This is a genomic window from Streptomyces sp. NPDC096040 (assembly GCF_040303265.1).
Classification (GTDB): domain Bacteria; phylum Actinomycetota; class Actinomycetes; order Streptomycetales; family Streptomycetaceae; genus Streptomyces.
Genome location: NZ_JBEOTA010000008.1, coordinates 31516 through 46886 on the forward strand (window position 1 = coordinate 31516; position 15371 = coordinate 46886).

12 protein-coding genes and 1 pseudogene are annotated in these 15371 nt (G+C 70.6%); 7 read left to right on the forward strand and 6 right to left on the reverse strand.

Features of this window, described 5'->3' with window-relative positions; genetic code table 11:
* Positions 1-302: 302 nt before the first annotated feature.
* Positions 303-764 carry an Rv3235 family protein gene (locus ABTY98_RS12265; RefSeq protein ID WP_352220816.1) on the reverse strand — a complete coding sequence of 154 codons (462 nt, stop codon included), beginning with the start codon at positions 762-764 and terminating at the stop codon, positions 303-305.
* A gap of 325 nt (positions 765-1089) precedes the next feature.
* Here ABTY98_RS12265 and ABTY98_RS12270 point away from each other — a divergent pair, with 325 nt between their 5' ends.
* The 4 genes from ABTY98_RS12270 to ABTY98_RS12285 all read left to right on the forward strand — a co-directional run bounded on the left by ABTY98_RS12270 (position 1090) and on the right by ABTY98_RS12285 (position 8549).
* A complete protein-coding gene (locus tag ABTY98_RS12270) occupies positions 1090-1605 on the forward strand; it encodes a DUF6912 family protein (protein ID WP_352220817.1) in 516 nt (171 codons plus the stop codon).
* A 91-nt stretch (positions 1606-1696) separates the two neighbouring features.
* Positions 1697-2362, forward strand: a complete 666-nt coding sequence (locus ABTY98_RS12275) for an HAD family hydrolase (protein WP_352220818.1) — start codon at positions 1697-1699, stop codon at positions 2360-2362.
* Positions 2363-2998: 636 nt separating this feature from the next.
* The gene (locus tag ABTY98_RS12280) at positions 2999-7936 is read left to right on the forward strand and encodes an NAD-glutamate dehydrogenase (RefSeq protein ID WP_352220819.1); all 4938 of its coding nucleotides are present in this window, start codon (positions 2999-3001) and stop codon (positions 7934-7936) included.
* Positions 7937-8084: 148 nt separating this feature from the next.
* Positions 8085-8549, forward strand: a complete 465-nt coding sequence (locus tag ABTY98_RS12285; protein ID WP_352220820.1) for a GtrA family protein — start codon at positions 8085-8087, stop codon at positions 8547-8549.
* A 31-nt stretch (positions 8550-8580) separates the two neighbouring features.
* Here the strand turns inward: ABTY98_RS12285 and ABTY98_RS12290 are convergent, their stop codons facing one another.
* Positions 8581-9417 carry an ABC transporter ATP-binding protein gene (locus ABTY98_RS12290; RefSeq protein ID WP_352220821.1) on the reverse strand — a complete coding sequence of 279 codons (837 nt, stop codon included), beginning with the start codon at positions 9415-9417 and terminating at the stop codon, positions 8581-8583.
* The gene (locus tag ABTY98_RS12295) at positions 9410-10327 is read right to left on the reverse strand and encodes an ABC transporter permease (RefSeq protein ID WP_352220822.1); all 918 of its coding nucleotides are present in this window, start codon (positions 10325-10327) and stop codon (positions 9410-9412) included. Before ABTY98_RS12295 ends, ABTY98_RS12290 begins: the two co-directional genes overlap by 8 nt.
* A 360-nt stretch (positions 10328-10687) precedes the next feature.
* Between ABTY98_RS12295 and ABTY98_RS12300 the strand changes: the two genes are divergently transcribed.
* The 3 genes from ABTY98_RS12300 (at position 10688) to ABTY98_RS12310 (ending at position 12731) form a co-directional block, all read left to right on the forward strand.
* The gene (locus ABTY98_RS12300; RefSeq protein ID WP_352220823.1) at positions 10688-11314 is read left to right on the forward strand and encodes a TetR/AcrR family transcriptional regulator; all 627 of its coding nucleotides are present in this window, start codon (positions 10688-10690) and stop codon (positions 11312-11314) included.
* Between the two features lie 80 nt (positions 11315-11394).
* Positions 11395-11772, forward strand: a complete 378-nt coding sequence (locus tag ABTY98_RS12305; RefSeq protein WP_352220824.1) for a DoxX family protein — start codon at positions 11395-11397, stop codon at positions 11770-11772.
* Between the two features lie 35 nt (positions 11773-11807).
* Positions 11808-12731 (forward strand): RNA polymerase sigma-70 factor, encoded by a 924-nt coding sequence (locus tag ABTY98_RS12310; RefSeq protein ID WP_352220825.1) that lies wholly within the window; start codon positions 11808-11810, stop codon positions 12729-12731.
* 7 nt (positions 12732-12738) lie between these two features.
* On the opposite strand, the pseudogene ABTY98_RS12315 reads toward ABTY98_RS12310, so the two are convergent.
* The 3 genes and pseudogenes from ABTY98_RS12315 to ABTY98_RS12325 all read right to left on the reverse strand — a co-directional run.
* Positions 12739-12945 (reverse strand): annotated as a pseudogene (locus tag ABTY98_RS12315) (ADP-ribosylglycohydrolase family protein); the annotation flags it as partial.
* A 154-nt stretch (positions 12946-13099) separates the two neighbouring features.
* Complete coding sequence (galE, locus tag ABTY98_RS12320) at positions 13100-14080, reverse strand: UDP-glucose 4-epimerase GalE (RefSeq protein WP_352220826.1); 981 nt, start codon at positions 14078-14080, stop codon at positions 13100-13102.
* A gap of 80 nt (positions 14081-14160) precedes the next feature.
* A complete protein-coding gene (locus tag ABTY98_RS12325) occupies positions 14161-15336 on the reverse strand; it encodes a glycosyltransferase 87 family protein (protein ID WP_352220827.1) in 1176 nt (391 codons plus the stop codon).
* Positions 15337-15371: the final 35 nt, after the last annotated feature.

A 15371-nucleotide genomic window follows, 5' to 3' on the forward strand; every position in this document is an offset into this window, starting at 1 on the left:
GCTCCACCAGGGCCGGCATCCCGCAAAGGGGGCCGGCCCTTCGGTTTGTGGCCGGGGGCCTGGGCGGGCTTCCGGTTTGTGACCGGGGCCTGGCGGGCTCTGGGTTTGTGGCCGGGGGCGGTGGCTCCTTCGGCTTGTGGCCCGGGGCTTGGTGGCACTTCGTCCTCGGCCGGTCGATGAGCGGGCTGTCGGCGTGCAAGCGGGCGCGTGGGGGTCGTTCGGCCGGTGACCCAGGGTCGGTGAGCCCGGAGTCGGTGAGCCGGGGCCGGTGGGCCTTCGGCTCTTCGGCCCGGGCCCTCGGACTAGTCGCCGCGTGGTGCGCGCGGGCCGCCCAGTTCCACCGCCGTGCAGCGCCAGCGCAGGTCGGGGCTCTGTTCCAGGCGGAAGGCCATGGCGCGCAACTGGTCCCCCGCAGCGATGCGGGCGAAGACCTCCAGGGCGCCGGCTCGGGGGACGTAGTAACCGATGTCGCGGACGACGGGGTCGGTGCCGCGGGTGCGCAGGGGGCCGCGTTCGGCGAGGCGGGCCAGGTCGTCGTAGGCGGGTCCCGCCGTGTGCCGGAGCATCCAGTGGACGGGGCGGCGGCCGCTGAGGACGGCCAGCAGACGCTCCGCGAAGAGGTCGGTGGGGCGCGGGCTCGCCGGGGCCGCCGGCGGCGTCAGCGGCCTGCGGGAGGAGGGCGCGCCGGGGCGGCGGGAGTCACGGCGGCCGGGCGGGCGGGTGCCCGGGCGGAGCTGGGCGGTCCTGGTCATGACCTTGTTCATGGGATCCCCGTTCGGCGGGCCCGGCGGGTACCGGGCGGTAACTTGCGGTTGGGGATCTTGTACGGGGGCCGGGACGACGGCAGCAAGGCGGTGACGCCCCGTGTCGGGGGCCCAGGAGGTTCACCTATCCGAGTGATCAGGGGTGTGGATAAGCCGCTGGGCGGGCGGCGGCACCGGGTGAATCGCGGGGCACCGGGTGGACGCCACCGACGTCACCGCCCGGGACCCGAAAGGGGACGCCCGCACGTATCCTGAAGGCCCTCCGGGAGGCGCCAGGACCTTCGGGAGAGGCAGAGTCGAAGAGTCCAGAAGAGAGCGGCCAGCCATGCGCGTCTACGTCCCCCTGACCCTCCCCGGGCTCGCCGAGGCGCACAAGACGGGCGAGCTGGGGACCGGTCCGTTCGTGGCCTACGCCGTCACGCCCGCGCTGCGCGAGTGGTACCTCTCCGACGACATAGAGGAACTGGAGTACGCCGCGCTCAACCGGGCCGCGCTCGCCTCCCTGCGGCTGCTGGCCGCCGACCCGGGCGCGGTGCGTCGCCGGGTCGTGGTCGCCGTGGACGTTCCCGACGGCGCGGCGGCGGCCGACCCGGATCGCGGGCTCGACCCGGCGGCACTGGGCGAGGTGCGGGTGACCGGGACGGTGGCGCTGGCCAAGGCGGCCTCGGTGCACATCGACTCCGGCGACGCGGAGGAGGCCGTGGCCGCGGCGGCCGGAGCGCTTCAGGCGGCGGACGGCGGCGACGACGACGCGCAGTTCGTCGTGGACGGGGCCGAGGACCACGAACTGCTCTGGTACGCCACGCAGGAGATCCCGAACCTGGTGGGGCTCGGCGGCTGAGAGAGGCCGACGGTACCCAGCTGGACGTCTGTGACCTGCGGTGATGTGCCGTCGGTCTTGATTGTCAGTGGTGGCGGGTAGCGTTTTCGGCATGGGGAAGCACGGAAACGCGCACATCGTCTGGGACTGGAACGGGACGCTGTTCCACGACAACGACGCGATCATCGGGGCGACGAACGCGGCATCGGCCGAGCTGGGCCTGGCGCCGATCACGCTGGAGCAGTACCGGGCGCTGTACTGCGTGCCGGTGCCGAAGTTCTACGAGCGGCTGATGGGGCGGCTGCCGACCGACGCCGAGTGGGTGGCCATGGACGAGATCTTCCACCGGTACTACGCCGAGCACCGCGGCGTGTGCGGGCTGACCGACGGGGCGGTCGAGCTGCTGGCCGGATGGCGTTCGGCGGGACGCAGCCAGTCGCTGCTGAGCATGTATGTGCATGACGAACTGGTCCCGTTGGTACGGGGGTTCGGGATCGAGCCGCACTTCATACGGGTCGAGGGGCGGGTCGGGCCGTCCGGGGGCAGCAAGGCGGAGCACATGGTGCGGCATCTGCGGTCGCTGGGGGACGTGCGGCCCGGGAGGACCGTGGTGATCGGGGACGCGGCGGATGACGCGGTGGCCGCGCAGGCCGTGGGGGCGAAAGCGGTGCTGTACACCGGGGGGTCGCACGGCAGGGCGAGCCTGGAGGAGGTCGGGGTGCCGGTCGTGGACTCACTGGCGGAGGCGGTCGAGGAGGCGGAGCGGCTGGTGGCGTGAGCGGCGGGGGCGGGCCGGCGGGGGCTGAGGGCGGGGGCGTCGCTTAACCGGTGCCGGCAGGGTGCCGCTGCGCCCACCCGTGCCGCCTGGGGGCACCCCTCCCAGGCCCCTCAAGGCACCCTCAAGGCTCTGGGGGAGGTACGACCGCCCGCAGCCAGGCAGCCGACACGAGTGCGGCGCCCCGAAAAAACCGCCGGCCCACCCACCGTCGGCCAAGTCCGCTCCGCGTCGCTGTGCAGAACGTCAAAGTTCCACCCCCTGTTTTGTACACATACGGCTCATGACGGCCCCCGGGTGAGGAGCGATAGCCTGGTGGCGTGATCAGCGCGATAGTTCGCGGGGGCATCGGCGCCTCTGCCCTGCGCCCGGGGAGCACGGAACACCTCCGTGACCGGGCGGCGGTGGCTGGTCTTCGCGGGCGGAGGGCACCCAGGACAGCCCTGGTAGTGGCGTCGCCGAGAGAGACGTCACACCCTCGGGGCATGTCGAGAATGGCCGAATACCCCCCGCTCGTCTCACCTTGCGGCATAGCGTCGGAGCAGACCGGAGACCCCGGCCGTGGCGTCGAGCCGCAGGGGGAAGAGCCCGTACTTCCTTCTACGTCACGCAATGGCGCGCGACAGGAGCCAGAGGACAATGCAGACCAAGCTGGACGAAGCCAAGGCCGAGCTGCTCGAACGGGCCGCCCGGGTAGCTGAGAACAGCCCGGCAGGGGGGCACCTACCGACTGGGACGACGGGGACGGCGGACCAGGAGTCCGTGCTCGCGTTCCTTCAGCGCTACTACCTGCACACCGCGCCGGAGGACCTCGCCGACCGTGACCCGGTCGACGTCTTCGGCGCCGCCGTCTCGCACTTCCGCCTCGCCGAGACCCGCCCGCAGGGCACCGCGAACGTCCGGGTCCACACCCCGACCGTCGAGGAGAACGGGTGGACCTGCAGCCACTCCGTGGTGGAGGTCGTCACCGACGACATGCCCTTCCTCGTGGACTCGGTCACCAATGAGCTGACCCGGCAGGGGCGCGGCATCCACGTCGTCATCCACCCGCAGTTCGTCGTCCGCCGCGACCTCACCGGCAAGCTCATCGAGATGCTGCCCACCCCGGCCGTCGGCGCGGAACTGCCGCACGACGCGCACATCGAGTCCTGGATCCACGTCGAGATCGACCGGGAGACCGACCGCTCCGACCTCAAGCAGATCACCGTCGACCTGCTGCGCGTCCTGTCCGACGCCCGCGAGGCCGTCGAGGACTGGGAGAAGATGCGGGAGGCGGCCATCCGGATCGCCGACGGTATCGAGGCCGAGGCGCTGCCGACCGACCTGCCCGCGCACGAGACCGAAGAGGCCCGCGAACTGCTGCGCTGGCTGGCCGCCGACCACTTCACCTTCCTCGGCTTCCGCGAGTACCAGCTGCGCGAGGACGACTCCCTGGCCGCCGTACCCGGCACCGGCCTCGGCATCCTTCGCTCCGACCCGCAGCACGCCGGTGAGGAGGGCCACCCGGTCAGCCCCTCCTTCGAGCGGCTCCCCGCAGACGCCCGCGCCAAGGCCCGCGAGCACAAGCTCCTGATCCTGACCAAGGCGAACAGCCGGTCGACCGTGCACCGGCCGTCGTACCTGGACTACATCGGCGTCAAGAAGTTCGACGCGGACGGCAATGTCGTCGGTGAGCGCCGCTTCCTCGGGCTGTTCTCGTCCGCCGCGTACACCGAGTCGGTGCGCCGGGTGCCCGTCATCCGCCGCAAGGTCGACGCGGTCCTTGAGCGGGCCGGCTTCTCGCCCAACAGCCACGACGGCCGCGACCTGATCCAGATCATTGAGACCTACCCGCGTGACGAGCTGTTCCAGACCCCCGTCCCCGAGCTGGAGTCGATCGTCACAAGCGTCCTCTACCTCCAGGAACGCCGGCGGCTCCGCCTCTACCTGCGCCAGGACGAGTACGGCCGCTACTACTCGGCCCTCGTCTACCTCCCCCGCGACCGCTACACCACCGGTGTCCGGCTGCGGATCATCGACATCCTGAAGGAGGAACTCGGCGGCACCAGCGTCGACTTCACGGCCTGGAACACCGAGTCGATCCTCTCCCGGCTGCACTTCGTCGTCCGCGTCCCGCAGGGCACCGAACTGCCCGAGCTGTCCGACGCCGACAAGGACCGCATCGAGGCCCGCCTGGTCGAGGCGGCCCGCTCCTGGGCCGACAGTTTCGCCGAGGCGCTCAACGCGGAGTGCGGCGAGGAGCGCGCGGCCGAGCTGCAACGCCGCTACATCAACTCCTTCCCCGAGGGCTACAAGGCCGACCACACCCCGCGCGCGGCGGTCGCCGACCTGGTCCACCTGGAGCGGCTCACCGAGGAGGCGGGCAACGACTTCGCGCTCAGCCTCTACGAGCCGGTGGGCGCCGCCCCCGAGGAGCGCCGCTTCAAGATCTACCGCAAGGGTGCGGCGATCTCCCTGTCGGCCGTGCTGCCGGTCCTCAACCGGCTGGGCGTCGAGGTGATCGACGAGCGGCCGTACGAACTGCGCTGCTCGGACCGGACGACCGCGTGGATCTACGACTTCGGGCTGCGGATGCCGAAGACGGCAGGCGGTGGCAACGGCGACTACCTGGGTGACGACGGCCGTGAGCGGTTCCAGGACGCCTTCGCGGCGACCTGGACCGGCCTGGCGGAGAACGACGGCTTCAACGCACTGGTGCTGAGCGCCGGGCTGAGCTGGCGGCAGGCGATGGTGCTGCGGGCGTACGCCAAGTACCTGCGGCAGGCCGGTTCCACGTTCTCCCAGGACTACATGGAGACGACGCTCCGCAACAACGTCCACACCACGCGGCTCCTGGTCTCCCTCTTCGAGGCGCGGATGTCGCCGGACCGGCAGAAGGCCGGCCTGGAGATCACCGACGCCCTCCAGGAGGAGCTGGACGCGGCGCTCGACCAGGTCGCCTCGCTCGACGAGGACCGCATCCTGCGTTCCTTCCTGACCGTCATCAAGGCGACGCTGCGCACCAACTTCTTCCAGGAGACGGAGGAGGGCACACCGCACTCGTACGTCTCCATGAAGTTCGACCCGCAGGCCATCCCGGACCTCCCGGCGCCGCGCCCGGCGTTCGAGATCTGGGTGTACTCGCCGCGTGTCGAGGGTGTGCACCTGCGCTTCGGCAAGGTCGCGCGCGGCGGTCTGCGCTGGTCCGACCGGCGTGAGGACTTCCGTACCGAGATCCTCGGCCTGGTCAAGGCGCAGATGGTGAAGAACACCGTCATCGTGCCGGTCGGCGCCAAGGGCGGCTTCGTCGCCAAGCAGCTGCCCGACCCGGGCGTGGACCGGGACGCGTGGCTCGCGGAGGGCATCGCCAGCTACAAGACGTTCATCTCGGCACTGCTCGACATCACCGACAACATGGTGGCCGGCGAGGTCGTGCCCCCGCAGGACGTGGTCCGGCACGACGAGGACGACACCTATCTGGTGGTCGCCGCCGACAAGGGCACGGCGACGTTCTCCGACATCGCCAACGAGGTCGCCGGGAGCTACAACTTCTGGCTCGGCGACGCCTTCGCCTCCGGCGGCAGCGCGGGCTACGACCACAAGGGCATGGGCATCACCGCGCGCGGCGCCTGGGAGTCCGTGAAGCGGCACTTCCGGGAGCTGGGCGTCAACACGCAGGCCGAGGACTTCACCGTCGTCGGTATCGGTGACATGTCCGGTGACGTGTTCGGCAACGGCATGCTGCTCAGCGAGCACATCCGCCTGGTCGCCGCCTTCGACCACCGGCACATCTTCATCGACCCCACCCCGGACGCGGCCACCTCCTACGCCGAGCGCCGCCGCCTGTTCGACCTGCCTCGCTCCAGCTGGGGCGACTACAACACCGACCTGCTCTCGGCGGGCGGCGGGATCTTCCCGCGCAGCGCCAAGGCCATCCCGGTCAACAGCCACATCCGCGAGGCCCTCGGCATCGAGGAGAAGGTCGCCAAGCTGACCCCGGCCGAGCTGATGAAGGCGATCCTCGAGGCGCCGGTCGACCTGTTGTGGAACGGCGGCATCGGCACCTACGTCAAGGCGTCGACCGAGTCGAACGCGGACGTCGGCGACAAGGCCAACGACGCCATCCGAGTCGACGGCGCCGACCTGCGCGTCAAGGTCGTCGGCGAGGGCGGCAACCTGGGCCTGACCCAGCTCGGCCGGATCGAGTTCGCCCGCCGGGGCGGCAAGATCAACACCGATGCCATCGACAACAGCGCCGGCGTGGACACCTCCGACCACGAGGTGAACATCAAGATCCTGCTCAACGGCGTGGTCGCGGACGGCGACATGACGGTCAAGCAGCGCAACAAGCTGCTCGCCGAGATGACCGACGAGGTCGGCGCCCTGGTGCTGCGCAACAACTACGCGCAGAACGTGGCGATCGCCAACGCGCTGGCCCAGTCCAAGGACATGCTCCACGCCCAGCAGCGGTTCATCCGCCACATGGTCAGGGAGGGCCACCTCGACCGGGCGCTGGAGTTCCTGCCCACCGACCGCCAGATCCGCGAGCGGCTCGGCTCCGGCCAGGGCCTGACCGGCCCGGAGACGGCCGTCCTGCTGGCGTACACGAAGATCACGGTCGCCGACGAGCTGCTGCAGACCTCGCTGCCGGACGACCCGTATCTGAGCGGCCTGCTGCACGCGTACTTCCCGACGGCCGTGCGTGACCGGTTCGCCGCCGCGCTCGCCACCCATCCGCTGCGCCGCGAGATCACGACCACGGTCCTGGTCAACGACACCGTCAACACCGGTGGTACGACCTACCTGCACCGGCTGCGCGAGGAGACCGGGGCCTCCCTGGAGGAGATCGTCCGGGCGCAGACCGCGGCGCGTGCGATCTTCCGCTCCGCCCCGGTGTGGGACGCCGTCGAGGAGCTGGACAACAAGGTCGACGCGGCCGTCCAGACCCGGATCCGGCTGCACTCCCGGCGTCTGGTCGAGCGCGGCACCCGCTGGCTGCTCAACAACCGGCCGCAGCCGCTGGAGCTGATCGAGACCGTCGACTTCTTCTCCGAGCGGGTCGAACAGGTCTGGCAGCAGCTGCCCAAGCTGCTGCGCGGCGCGGACCTGGAGTGGTACCAGCACGTGTACGACGAGCTGACCGCGGCCGGCGTGCCGGCCGAGGTCGCCACCCGCGTGGCCGGCTTCTCCTCGGCCTTCCCGGCGCTGGACATCGTCTCGGTGGCCGACCGCACGGGCAAGGAGCCGCTGGACGTCGCCGAGGTCTACTACGACCTCGCCGACCGTCTCGGTGTGACCCAGCTGATGGACCGCATCATCGAGCTCCCGCGTGCCGACCGCTGGCAGTCGATGGCCCGCGCCTCCATCCGCGAGGACCTCTACGCGGCCCATGCGATGCTCACCGCCGACGTGCTCGCCGCGGGCGACGGCGCCGCTACCCCCGAGCAGCGCTACCAGGCCTGGGAGCAGAAGAACGCCGCCATCCTGGGCCGGGCCAGGTCCACGCTGGAGGAGATCCGCAACTCCGACTCCTTCGACCTGGCCAACCTGTCGGTGGCCATGCGGACGATGCGGACGCTGCTGCGCGCCCACTCGTAGTCGTACGACATGAAAGGCGCCCCGGGCCGGTGACGGCTCGGGGCGCTTTCTTTCCCGTCGGTGATTATTCTTGCCGATGCTTAGGGAAAAAGGGCGGCGAATTTTACCGTTTCCTGCTTGTCGAGACGTGTCGGATATTGTCTGCCGTGTGACAGTGCAACTCACGGTGGGCAATCCCGCGTCGCCCAGGCGGCGGCCGGTGACTCAGGTCCTGTTCGAGGTCGCGAAATTCGGGATCGTCGGCGGCAGCGGCGTGCTCGTCAACTTCCTGGCCTTCAACCTGCTGCTGCACGGCCTGCGTTGGCCTGCCATGGCCGCCACGGTGCCGGCCAGCTGTATCGCGATGGCGACGAATTACGTGGGCTTCCGCTTTTTCGCCTATCGCGACCGGGCCTCGCGCACACGACGGCAGATCGCACTGTTCTTCGTTTTCAGTGGTCTCGGTGTCGTGATGGAAAGCGGTCTGTTCTACGCCGGTTATCACGGTCTCGGTCTGGACGGACCGCTGGAATCCAATGCGGTGAAGGCGCTGTCGATCGTTTTCGCCTCCGCCTTCCGCTTTCTCGTCTACCGGACGTGGGTGTTCCAGACGGACACGAGCCGCACCGTGTAGGGACGGCGCGGCTCGTGGTCGTAAATCTGCTTCAGGAGGGCTGAGCGACCTTCGAAGCATCGGCCGGCTTCGGCTTCGCCTTGTCGCCGGTGAAGGCCTCGTACTCCGCGAGAACCTCCTCGGTCGGCCCGTCCATGCGCAGCACACCGCGCTCCAGCCACAGCACCCGCTCGCAGGTGTCGCGGATGGACTTGTTGTTGTGGCTGACCAGGAAGACCGTGCCCGCGTGCTGGCGCAGTTCGCGGATGCGTTCCTCGGAGCGCATGCGGAAGGACGCGTCACCGGTGGCCAGTGCCTCGTCGATGAGTAGGACGTCGTGGTCCTTGGCGGCGGCGATGGAGAACCGCAGCCGTGCGCCCATGCCGGAGGAGTAGGTGCGCATGGGGAGGGTGATGAAGTCGCCCTTCTCGTTGATGCCGGAGAAGTCGACGATGTCCTGGTAGCGCTCCTTGATCTCCTCACGGGACATGCCCATGGCGAGGCCGCCGAGGTAGACGTTCTTCTCGCCGGTCAGGTCGCCCATCAGGGCCGCGTTGACGCCGAGGAGGGAGGGCTGGCCGTCGGTGTAGATGGCGCCGTTCTCCACCGGAAGCAGGCCGGCGACGGCCTTGAGGAGGGTGGACTTGCCGGAGCCGTTGGAGCCGATGAGGCCGATCGCCTCGCCCTTGTACGCGACGAAGGAGACGTTCTTGACCGCGTGCACCTTACGGACGCCCGCCGCCTTCTCGGCGTTCTTGCGGCGCAGCATGCGGTTGAGGGCGGCGGTGGCGGAGCCGCGGCCGGCGCCGGTGCCGTTGACCCGGTAGACGATGTCGACGCTGTCGGCGACGACGGTGGGGATGCGGGTGTCGCTCACGTTCTCAGCCACGGCCGTACGTCTCCTCAGCCTTCCAGAAGTAGATGAAGCCGCCGACGCCGATGACGAGGGCCCAGCCGGTCGCGACCAGCCACACGTGCGGCGGCAGCTGGCTGGCGTGGAAGCTGTCGATCAGGGAGTAGCGCATCAGGTCGATGTAGACGGCGGCCGGGTTGTCCTTGAGTACCGGAGCCACCCAGCTCGGCAGACCCTTGTGCTTGCCGGTCAGCTTGTCGATGCTCCACATGACGCCGGAGATGTACATCCAGGTGCGCAGCACGAACGGCATCAACTGGGAGATGTCCGGGGTCTTGGCGCCCCAGCGGGCCATGATCAGCGACATGCCGGTGTTGAAGGTGAACTGCAGGATCAGCACCGGGACGGCCAGCAGCCAGGAGGCGGCGACCGGCACGCCGAAGCAGAGCAGGATGACGACCAGGGCGCACATGGAGAACAGCAGCTGCTGCAACTGCTGGAGGCAGAAGGAGATCGGCAGCGCGGCCCGCGGGAAGTGCAGGGCGCGGACGAGGCCGAGGTTGCCGGCGATCGCGCGGGTGCCGGTCATGATCGAACTCGACGTGAACGTCCAGATGAACACGCCTGTGACCAGAAACGGGATGTAGTCCGGCACGCCCTTCTTGGTGCCCAGCAGGATGCCGAAGATGAAGTAGTACACCGCGGCGTTCAGCAGGGGGGTCATGATCTGCCAGACCTGGCCGAGCTTCGCCTGCGCGTACTGGGCGGTGAGCTTGGCGGTGGCGAACGCGGTGATGAAGTGCCGCCGCGCCCACAGCTGGCGGACGTACTCCGGCAGGGAGGGACGGGCGCCGCTGACCGAGAGTCCGTGCCGGGCGGCGAGCGCCGCGAGGTCGTCCTCGGCCGTGACCGGGGTCGGGGGCGGTGTGTGGAGAACCTGGGTCACATCCGCATCTTTCACTCGGAGGGTGGGGGTGCGGCGTCCGGCTGGGCGCCGGGCCCGTCATCCGGCGTTTCCTTACGCTTCTCTTTGCGTTTTCTTGCGTCGGGACGGGACCGTATCGTCGCAACGGGAGCGTAGGCCGAGTTGGCGTCGGAACGCAACCGTTTCGTCGTCACGGACTGGTGTGCGCCGTAACACTTCCGAGGTCGGGGCGCGACCGATTCGTTGCGCAGCGACGAGTCGGGCTCGTGCTCGGTACGGCGGTGAGCTGCGAGTCGTTCAGTGTGGCTCTGTTGCGACGATCGGGTGGCGGGCCTCGTCGGGACGCAACCGTTTCGTCGTTACGCCCCTATGCTGGGAGACATGACGACGAACGCCGAGGAGTCCCAGACGCGTCCGCGCCGACGCTCCCCCGCCGGGGCGGCCGTCCTCCGCGAGGACGTGACCGAGGCCATCCGGGCCGCCGTCTTCGAGGAACTCGCGGCGGTCGGGTACGCCCGTATGTCCATCGAGGGCATCGCGCGCCGCGCGGGCGTCGGCAAGACCGCCGTCTACCGCCGCTGGCGCTCCAAGCTGCACCTGGTCCTCGACGTCGTCTCGGCCCTCGCCGTGCTGGGCCTGCCGGTGCCCGACACCGGCTCCCTGGAGGGCGACCTGCGGCTCCTGTACGAGGTCACCTCCCGTGCGCTGCGCCACCCGGTCGCCTCGCAGATCATCCCGGACCTCCAGGCCGAGGCGGCCCGCAACCCGGAGATCGCCGAGGCCATGCAGAAGACGCTGCGCGAGGGCCAGGACGGCGTCGCCAGCAAGATCATCGAGGCGGCCCAGCGGCGCGGCGAACTCGCCGCGAACCTCGACGACGACCTGGCCATGGACCTTATCTCCGGCCCGCTGTACTGGCGTTCGGTGGTGATCCGCACCCCGAAGCTGCCGAAGGGGTATCTGGCGGCGCTGGCCCGTGGCACCGCGGAGGCGCTCAAGGCGCTGTGAACCACTCCGCCGGGGATGTCACAGGCGGGGCCGCCGTCTCGTCGTAGGGGGCGCAGGCATCCTCGATCAAGGAGTGGACGATGAACCTCGCCCTGTGGATCGCAGCCGGACTGCTCGCCGCGGTGGCCCTGACCGGTGGGATCAGCAAGACGTTCGTACCCCGGGAGAAGCTGGCCGCGGCCCACGGCGGAGGCTGGACCGGAGAAGCGGGCGCCGGCTTCGTCAGGACGCTCGGCGTACTGGAACTCCTGGCCGCGGCCGGTCTGATCCTGCCCGCGGTCGTCGGGGTCGCACCGGTACTGGTGCCCGTGACGGCCGCCGCCTGGGTCCTGCTGATGGTGGGTGCGATGATCACCCACGGCCGCCGCGGCGAGCGGGCGTTCGTGGCGCTGAACCTGGTCTACCTCGTGCTCGCGCTGGTCGTCGCGGTGGGCCGATTCGGCCCCGCGTCCTTCTGAGCGGCCGGTTCACGGATGTCGAAGGGGGAGTGGACATGAACAGGACCGAGGAGTTCCAGGAACTGCGGCCGCTGCTGTTCTCGATCGCGTACCGGATCCTGGGCAGCGTCAGCGAGGCGGAGGACGCGGTCCAGGAGAGCTGGCTGCGGTTCGAGGGCTCACCGACGGAGGTCAGGTCGCCGAAGGCGTTCCTGTCGGCCGCGGTCACCCGGATCTCGATCGACGTACTGCGCTCGGCCCGCGTCCGGCGCGAGGAGTACGTCGGCCCGTGGTTCCCCGAGCCGCTGCTCGCCGATCCCTACGAGGACCCGGCGCGGTCGGCGGAGCTGGCCGACTCGGTTTCGATGGCGGCCCTGCTGCTCCTGGAACGGCTCAGCCCGCTGGAGCGAGCCGTCTTCGTGCTGCGCGAGGTGTTCGACTTCGGCTTCCCCGAGGTCGCGTCGGCGGTGGGCCGCTCGGAGTCCGCCTGCCGCCAGCTCGCCGTACGGGCCCGGCGCCACATGGCCGACGGCCGCACCCGCTTCGAGGCGGACCGGAGGGAACGCGACGAACTGGCGTCACGCTTCTTCGAGGCCCTCCACGAAGGCGACCTGGGAGGCCTGCGGGACCTGCTCGCCGCCGACGTGTCCCTGGTCGGCGACGGCGGCGGCAAGGCCCCGCAGCTGGCCCGGACGGTCGCCGGCGCCCAGAACGTGGCCCGCCTCCTCGCGGCCGTCTTCCCGGTACTGGCCCGGGTCGAGGTGACCTGTGAGCAGCACGAGGTCAACGGCCAGCCGGGCGCGGTCTTCCACGACCGCGACGGCAAGGTCCTCCAGACCTTCTCCCTGGACATCCTCGACGGCCGGATCCAGGCGATCCGCCTGGTCCTCAACCCCGACAAACTCACCCACATGGGCCCGGTGGCGGATGCCTGGGCCATCTCGGAGGAACTCAAACGAGCCCGCCGGTCCGTGGACTGACCACACCTCACGTACCCAGTCGCCGGGTCAGCGCCGCCAGGTCCGCCATCCGCAGCATCCGGTCGCCGTATCCCGGCAGCGGCACGTGCAGTACGTCCGTCCAACGCTCCGGTACGGCCTCGATGCCGTGAACGGCACCGGCCAGCGCGCCGGTGACCGCCGCGACGGTGTCCGTGTCGCCGCCCAGGTCGACGGCCGCTCGGACGGCGTCCTCCTGTCGGTCGATGGCTGTGGGTGGCGGCAGCTGGTCGGATCCGGGTCGGTAGGGCGGTGGGTCGGGCCCGGGCCGCCTCTGGGCCGGGGTGTGCCCGCTGTCGGCCGACGGGCGGGGGCGGCAGCCGCGGGCCGGATCCTGGCCGGCGGGCGGCTCAGGCCCGGGCCGCCTCCGGGTGGAGGCGGAGCCAGCCGTCCCAGGCTGAGGTGATCATGTCCTGGACGTCGTGTTTGGCCTGCCAGTCCAGTTCCTTGGCGATGCGGTCGGCGGAGGCGACCACGCGGGCCGGGTCGCCGGGGCGGCGCGGGGTGACGGCCGGGGGGCGGTCGTAGCCGGTGACCGTGTTGATGCGGTCGATCATCTCGCGGACCGAGACGCCCTCCCCGCGCCCGATGTTCAGGGTCAGTTCGCGGCCGGGCTCGGCCTGGAGGGCGCGGGCCGCGGCCACATGGGCCTCGGCCAGGTCCACCACGTGGATGTAGTCGCGGACACAGGTGCCGTCCGGCGTCGGGTAGTCGTCGCCGAAGATACGCGGCGGCGCGTCCTCCGTGAGCTTCTCGAAGACCATGGGGATGAGGTTGTAGACGCCCACGTCGGCGAGTTCGGGGCGGGCCGCGCCGGCCACGTTGAAGTAGCGTAGGCAGGCCGTCGAGAGGCCGGTCGCCCTGCCCGTCGCGCGGACCAGCCACTCACCCGCGAGCTTCGTCTCGCCGTACGGCGACATCGGCATGCACGGCGTCTCCTCCGTCACCAGCTCGACGTCCGGCATGCCGTAGACCGCCGCGGAGGAGGAGAACACGAAGGACGGGACCCCCGCCTCCGTCACCGCCTGCAGCAGGACACGCAGACCTTCGACGTTCTCCCGGTAGTAGTGCAGGGGGCGGTCCACCGACTCGCCCACCTGCTTCTTCGCCGCCAGATGGACGACCCCGGTCACCTCGTGCTCGGCCAGGGCGCGCGCCACCTTCTCGCCGTCCAGCGTGGAGCCCACCACCAGCGGGGCCTCCTCCGGCACGCGCTCGGCGAAGCCGGTGGACAGGTCGTCGTACACCACCGTCCGCTCGCCCGCCTCGGTCATCGCACGTACGACATGCGCCCCGATGTATCCGGCGCCGCCGGTGATGAGCCAGGTCATGTATGCCAGTCCCCTCCGTCAGTTGGCCCGTGGTGTTCGTCAGCCGCGGTCACTCTTCAGTGAAGCAGGTGCCGCCGACATCAGCGGACGGCTGATGCGACTTCTCGCACTCGAGGGGCGCGGACGGCGTCCTCCGGGCGGCGAGTGGCGCGCCACAGGCGGGTGAGGGAGAGGACGGCGGCGGTGGCCAGCAGGCCGTTGCGGGCGAGCATCAGCAGACAGCCGGTCCAGGTGCCGTGGACGACCTCGGCGTAGAACGTGGGGTAGGCGACGGCACTGAGCGCGGTCGCCGTCACGATCAGCGCGGCGACCGGGCGCTGGGTGGTGTGCCGCGAGGTCAGGCAGACGGCGGCCAGGCCGAGCAGCCAGATCATGTACTGGGGGCTGATCACCCGGCTGGTGACGGTGAAGAGGAGTACCGCGCTCAGCGCCGCGTCGTACGGGGTGGCCTCGGTCCAGTGCCGGGCCCGTACCCGCCACAGCAGCAGGAACGCGAAGGCGACGGCGGTCAGTGCGAGGGACGCGGTCGCGACCGCGTGCACATGGGGGCCGACCAGCTCCATCGCGCCGTACTGGTAGCGGGTCGTGCCCCGCCAGCCGGCGTGCCGGGCCAGACTGAGCGCGGTGCCGCCGAGGGACTCGACCTGCACACCCCGGCCGCCCTGCTGCCGGAGAAAGGCGAGCGGGTTGCGGAAGGAGAACAGGAACGCGGCGAGGGTCGCGGCCCCGGACACCGCCGCCCAGGTCCACGCCGTGCGCGTCGAACGCCCGCGCTCGACGCCCAGCAGCACCAGCGCCGGCCACACCTTCACCAGGGCGCCCAGCGCCGCGAGCGCCCCGCACGCGCGCGTGGAGCGCGGCAGCGCCAGCAGGGAGAGCACGGCGAAGGCGGTGACCTCCACGTCGTAACGGGCGAGCGGGAGGTGCAGCAGGAGCGGGAGGGCGCCCGTCCACAGGGCCGCGCCCAGCAGCGTGCGCCCGGGGCGCGTGCCCGCGCGCGCGAGCGCCGCCGTGATCAGCGCGTCGGTCGCCAGGGTGAGCGCCACGAACGCCTGGAAGTAGCTCAGCCAGGGCACCAGCCCCGGCGCGAGCAGCACCGCGCCGGCGCCCGGCGGGTACTGCCACAACGTGTCGTGCGCCGGGAACGCGCCGCGCGACAGGACGCCGTACCAGTGGAAGTACAGCCGCCACACTTCGCGCGCGACCGCACCGTGTCCCAGGAGTCGCTCGTTGTTGTGGGCGAGGAGCCACAGCATCAGCGCACGCGTGGCGACCCAGACACCGGCGAGGC

Excerpts from the sequence above, each read along its gene's own strand:
- ABTY98_RS12275 (WP_352220818.1), top strand. The coding sequence starts at position 1,697 with ATGGGGAAGCACGGAAACGCGCACATCGTCTGGGACTGGAACGGGACG.
- ABTY98_RS12300 (WP_352220823.1), top strand. The coding sequence starts at position 10,688 with ATGACGACGAACGCCGAGGAGTCCCAGACGCGTCCGCGCCGACGCTCC.
- galE (WP_352220826.1), bottom strand. The coding sequence starts at position 14,080 with ATGACCTGGCTCATCACCGGCGGCGCCGGATACATCGGGGCGCATGTC.
- ABTY98_RS12280 (WP_352220819.1), top strand. The coding sequence starts at position 2,999 with ATGCAGACCAAGCTGGACGAAGCCAAGGCCGAGCTGCTCGAACGGGCC.
- ABTY98_RS12325 (WP_352220827.1), bottom strand. The coding sequence starts at position 15,336 with ATGCTGTGGCTCCTCGCCCACAACAACGAGCGACTCCTGGGACACGGT.
- ABTY98_RS12310 (WP_352220825.1), top strand. The coding sequence starts at position 11,808 with ATGAACAGGACCGAGGAGTTCCAGGAACTGCGGCCGCTGCTGTTCTCG.
- ABTY98_RS12305 (WP_352220824.1), top strand. The coding sequence starts at position 11,395 with ATGAACCTCGCCCTGTGGATCGCAGCCGGACTGCTCGCCGCGGTGGCC.
- ABTY98_RS12265 (WP_352220816.1), bottom strand. The coding sequence starts at position 764 with ATGAACAAGGTCATGACCAGGACCGCCCAGCTCCGCCCGGGCACCCGC.
- ABTY98_RS12270 (WP_352220817.1), top strand. The coding sequence starts at position 1,090 with ATGCGCGTCTACGTCCCCCTGACCCTCCCCGGGCTCGCCGAGGCGCAC.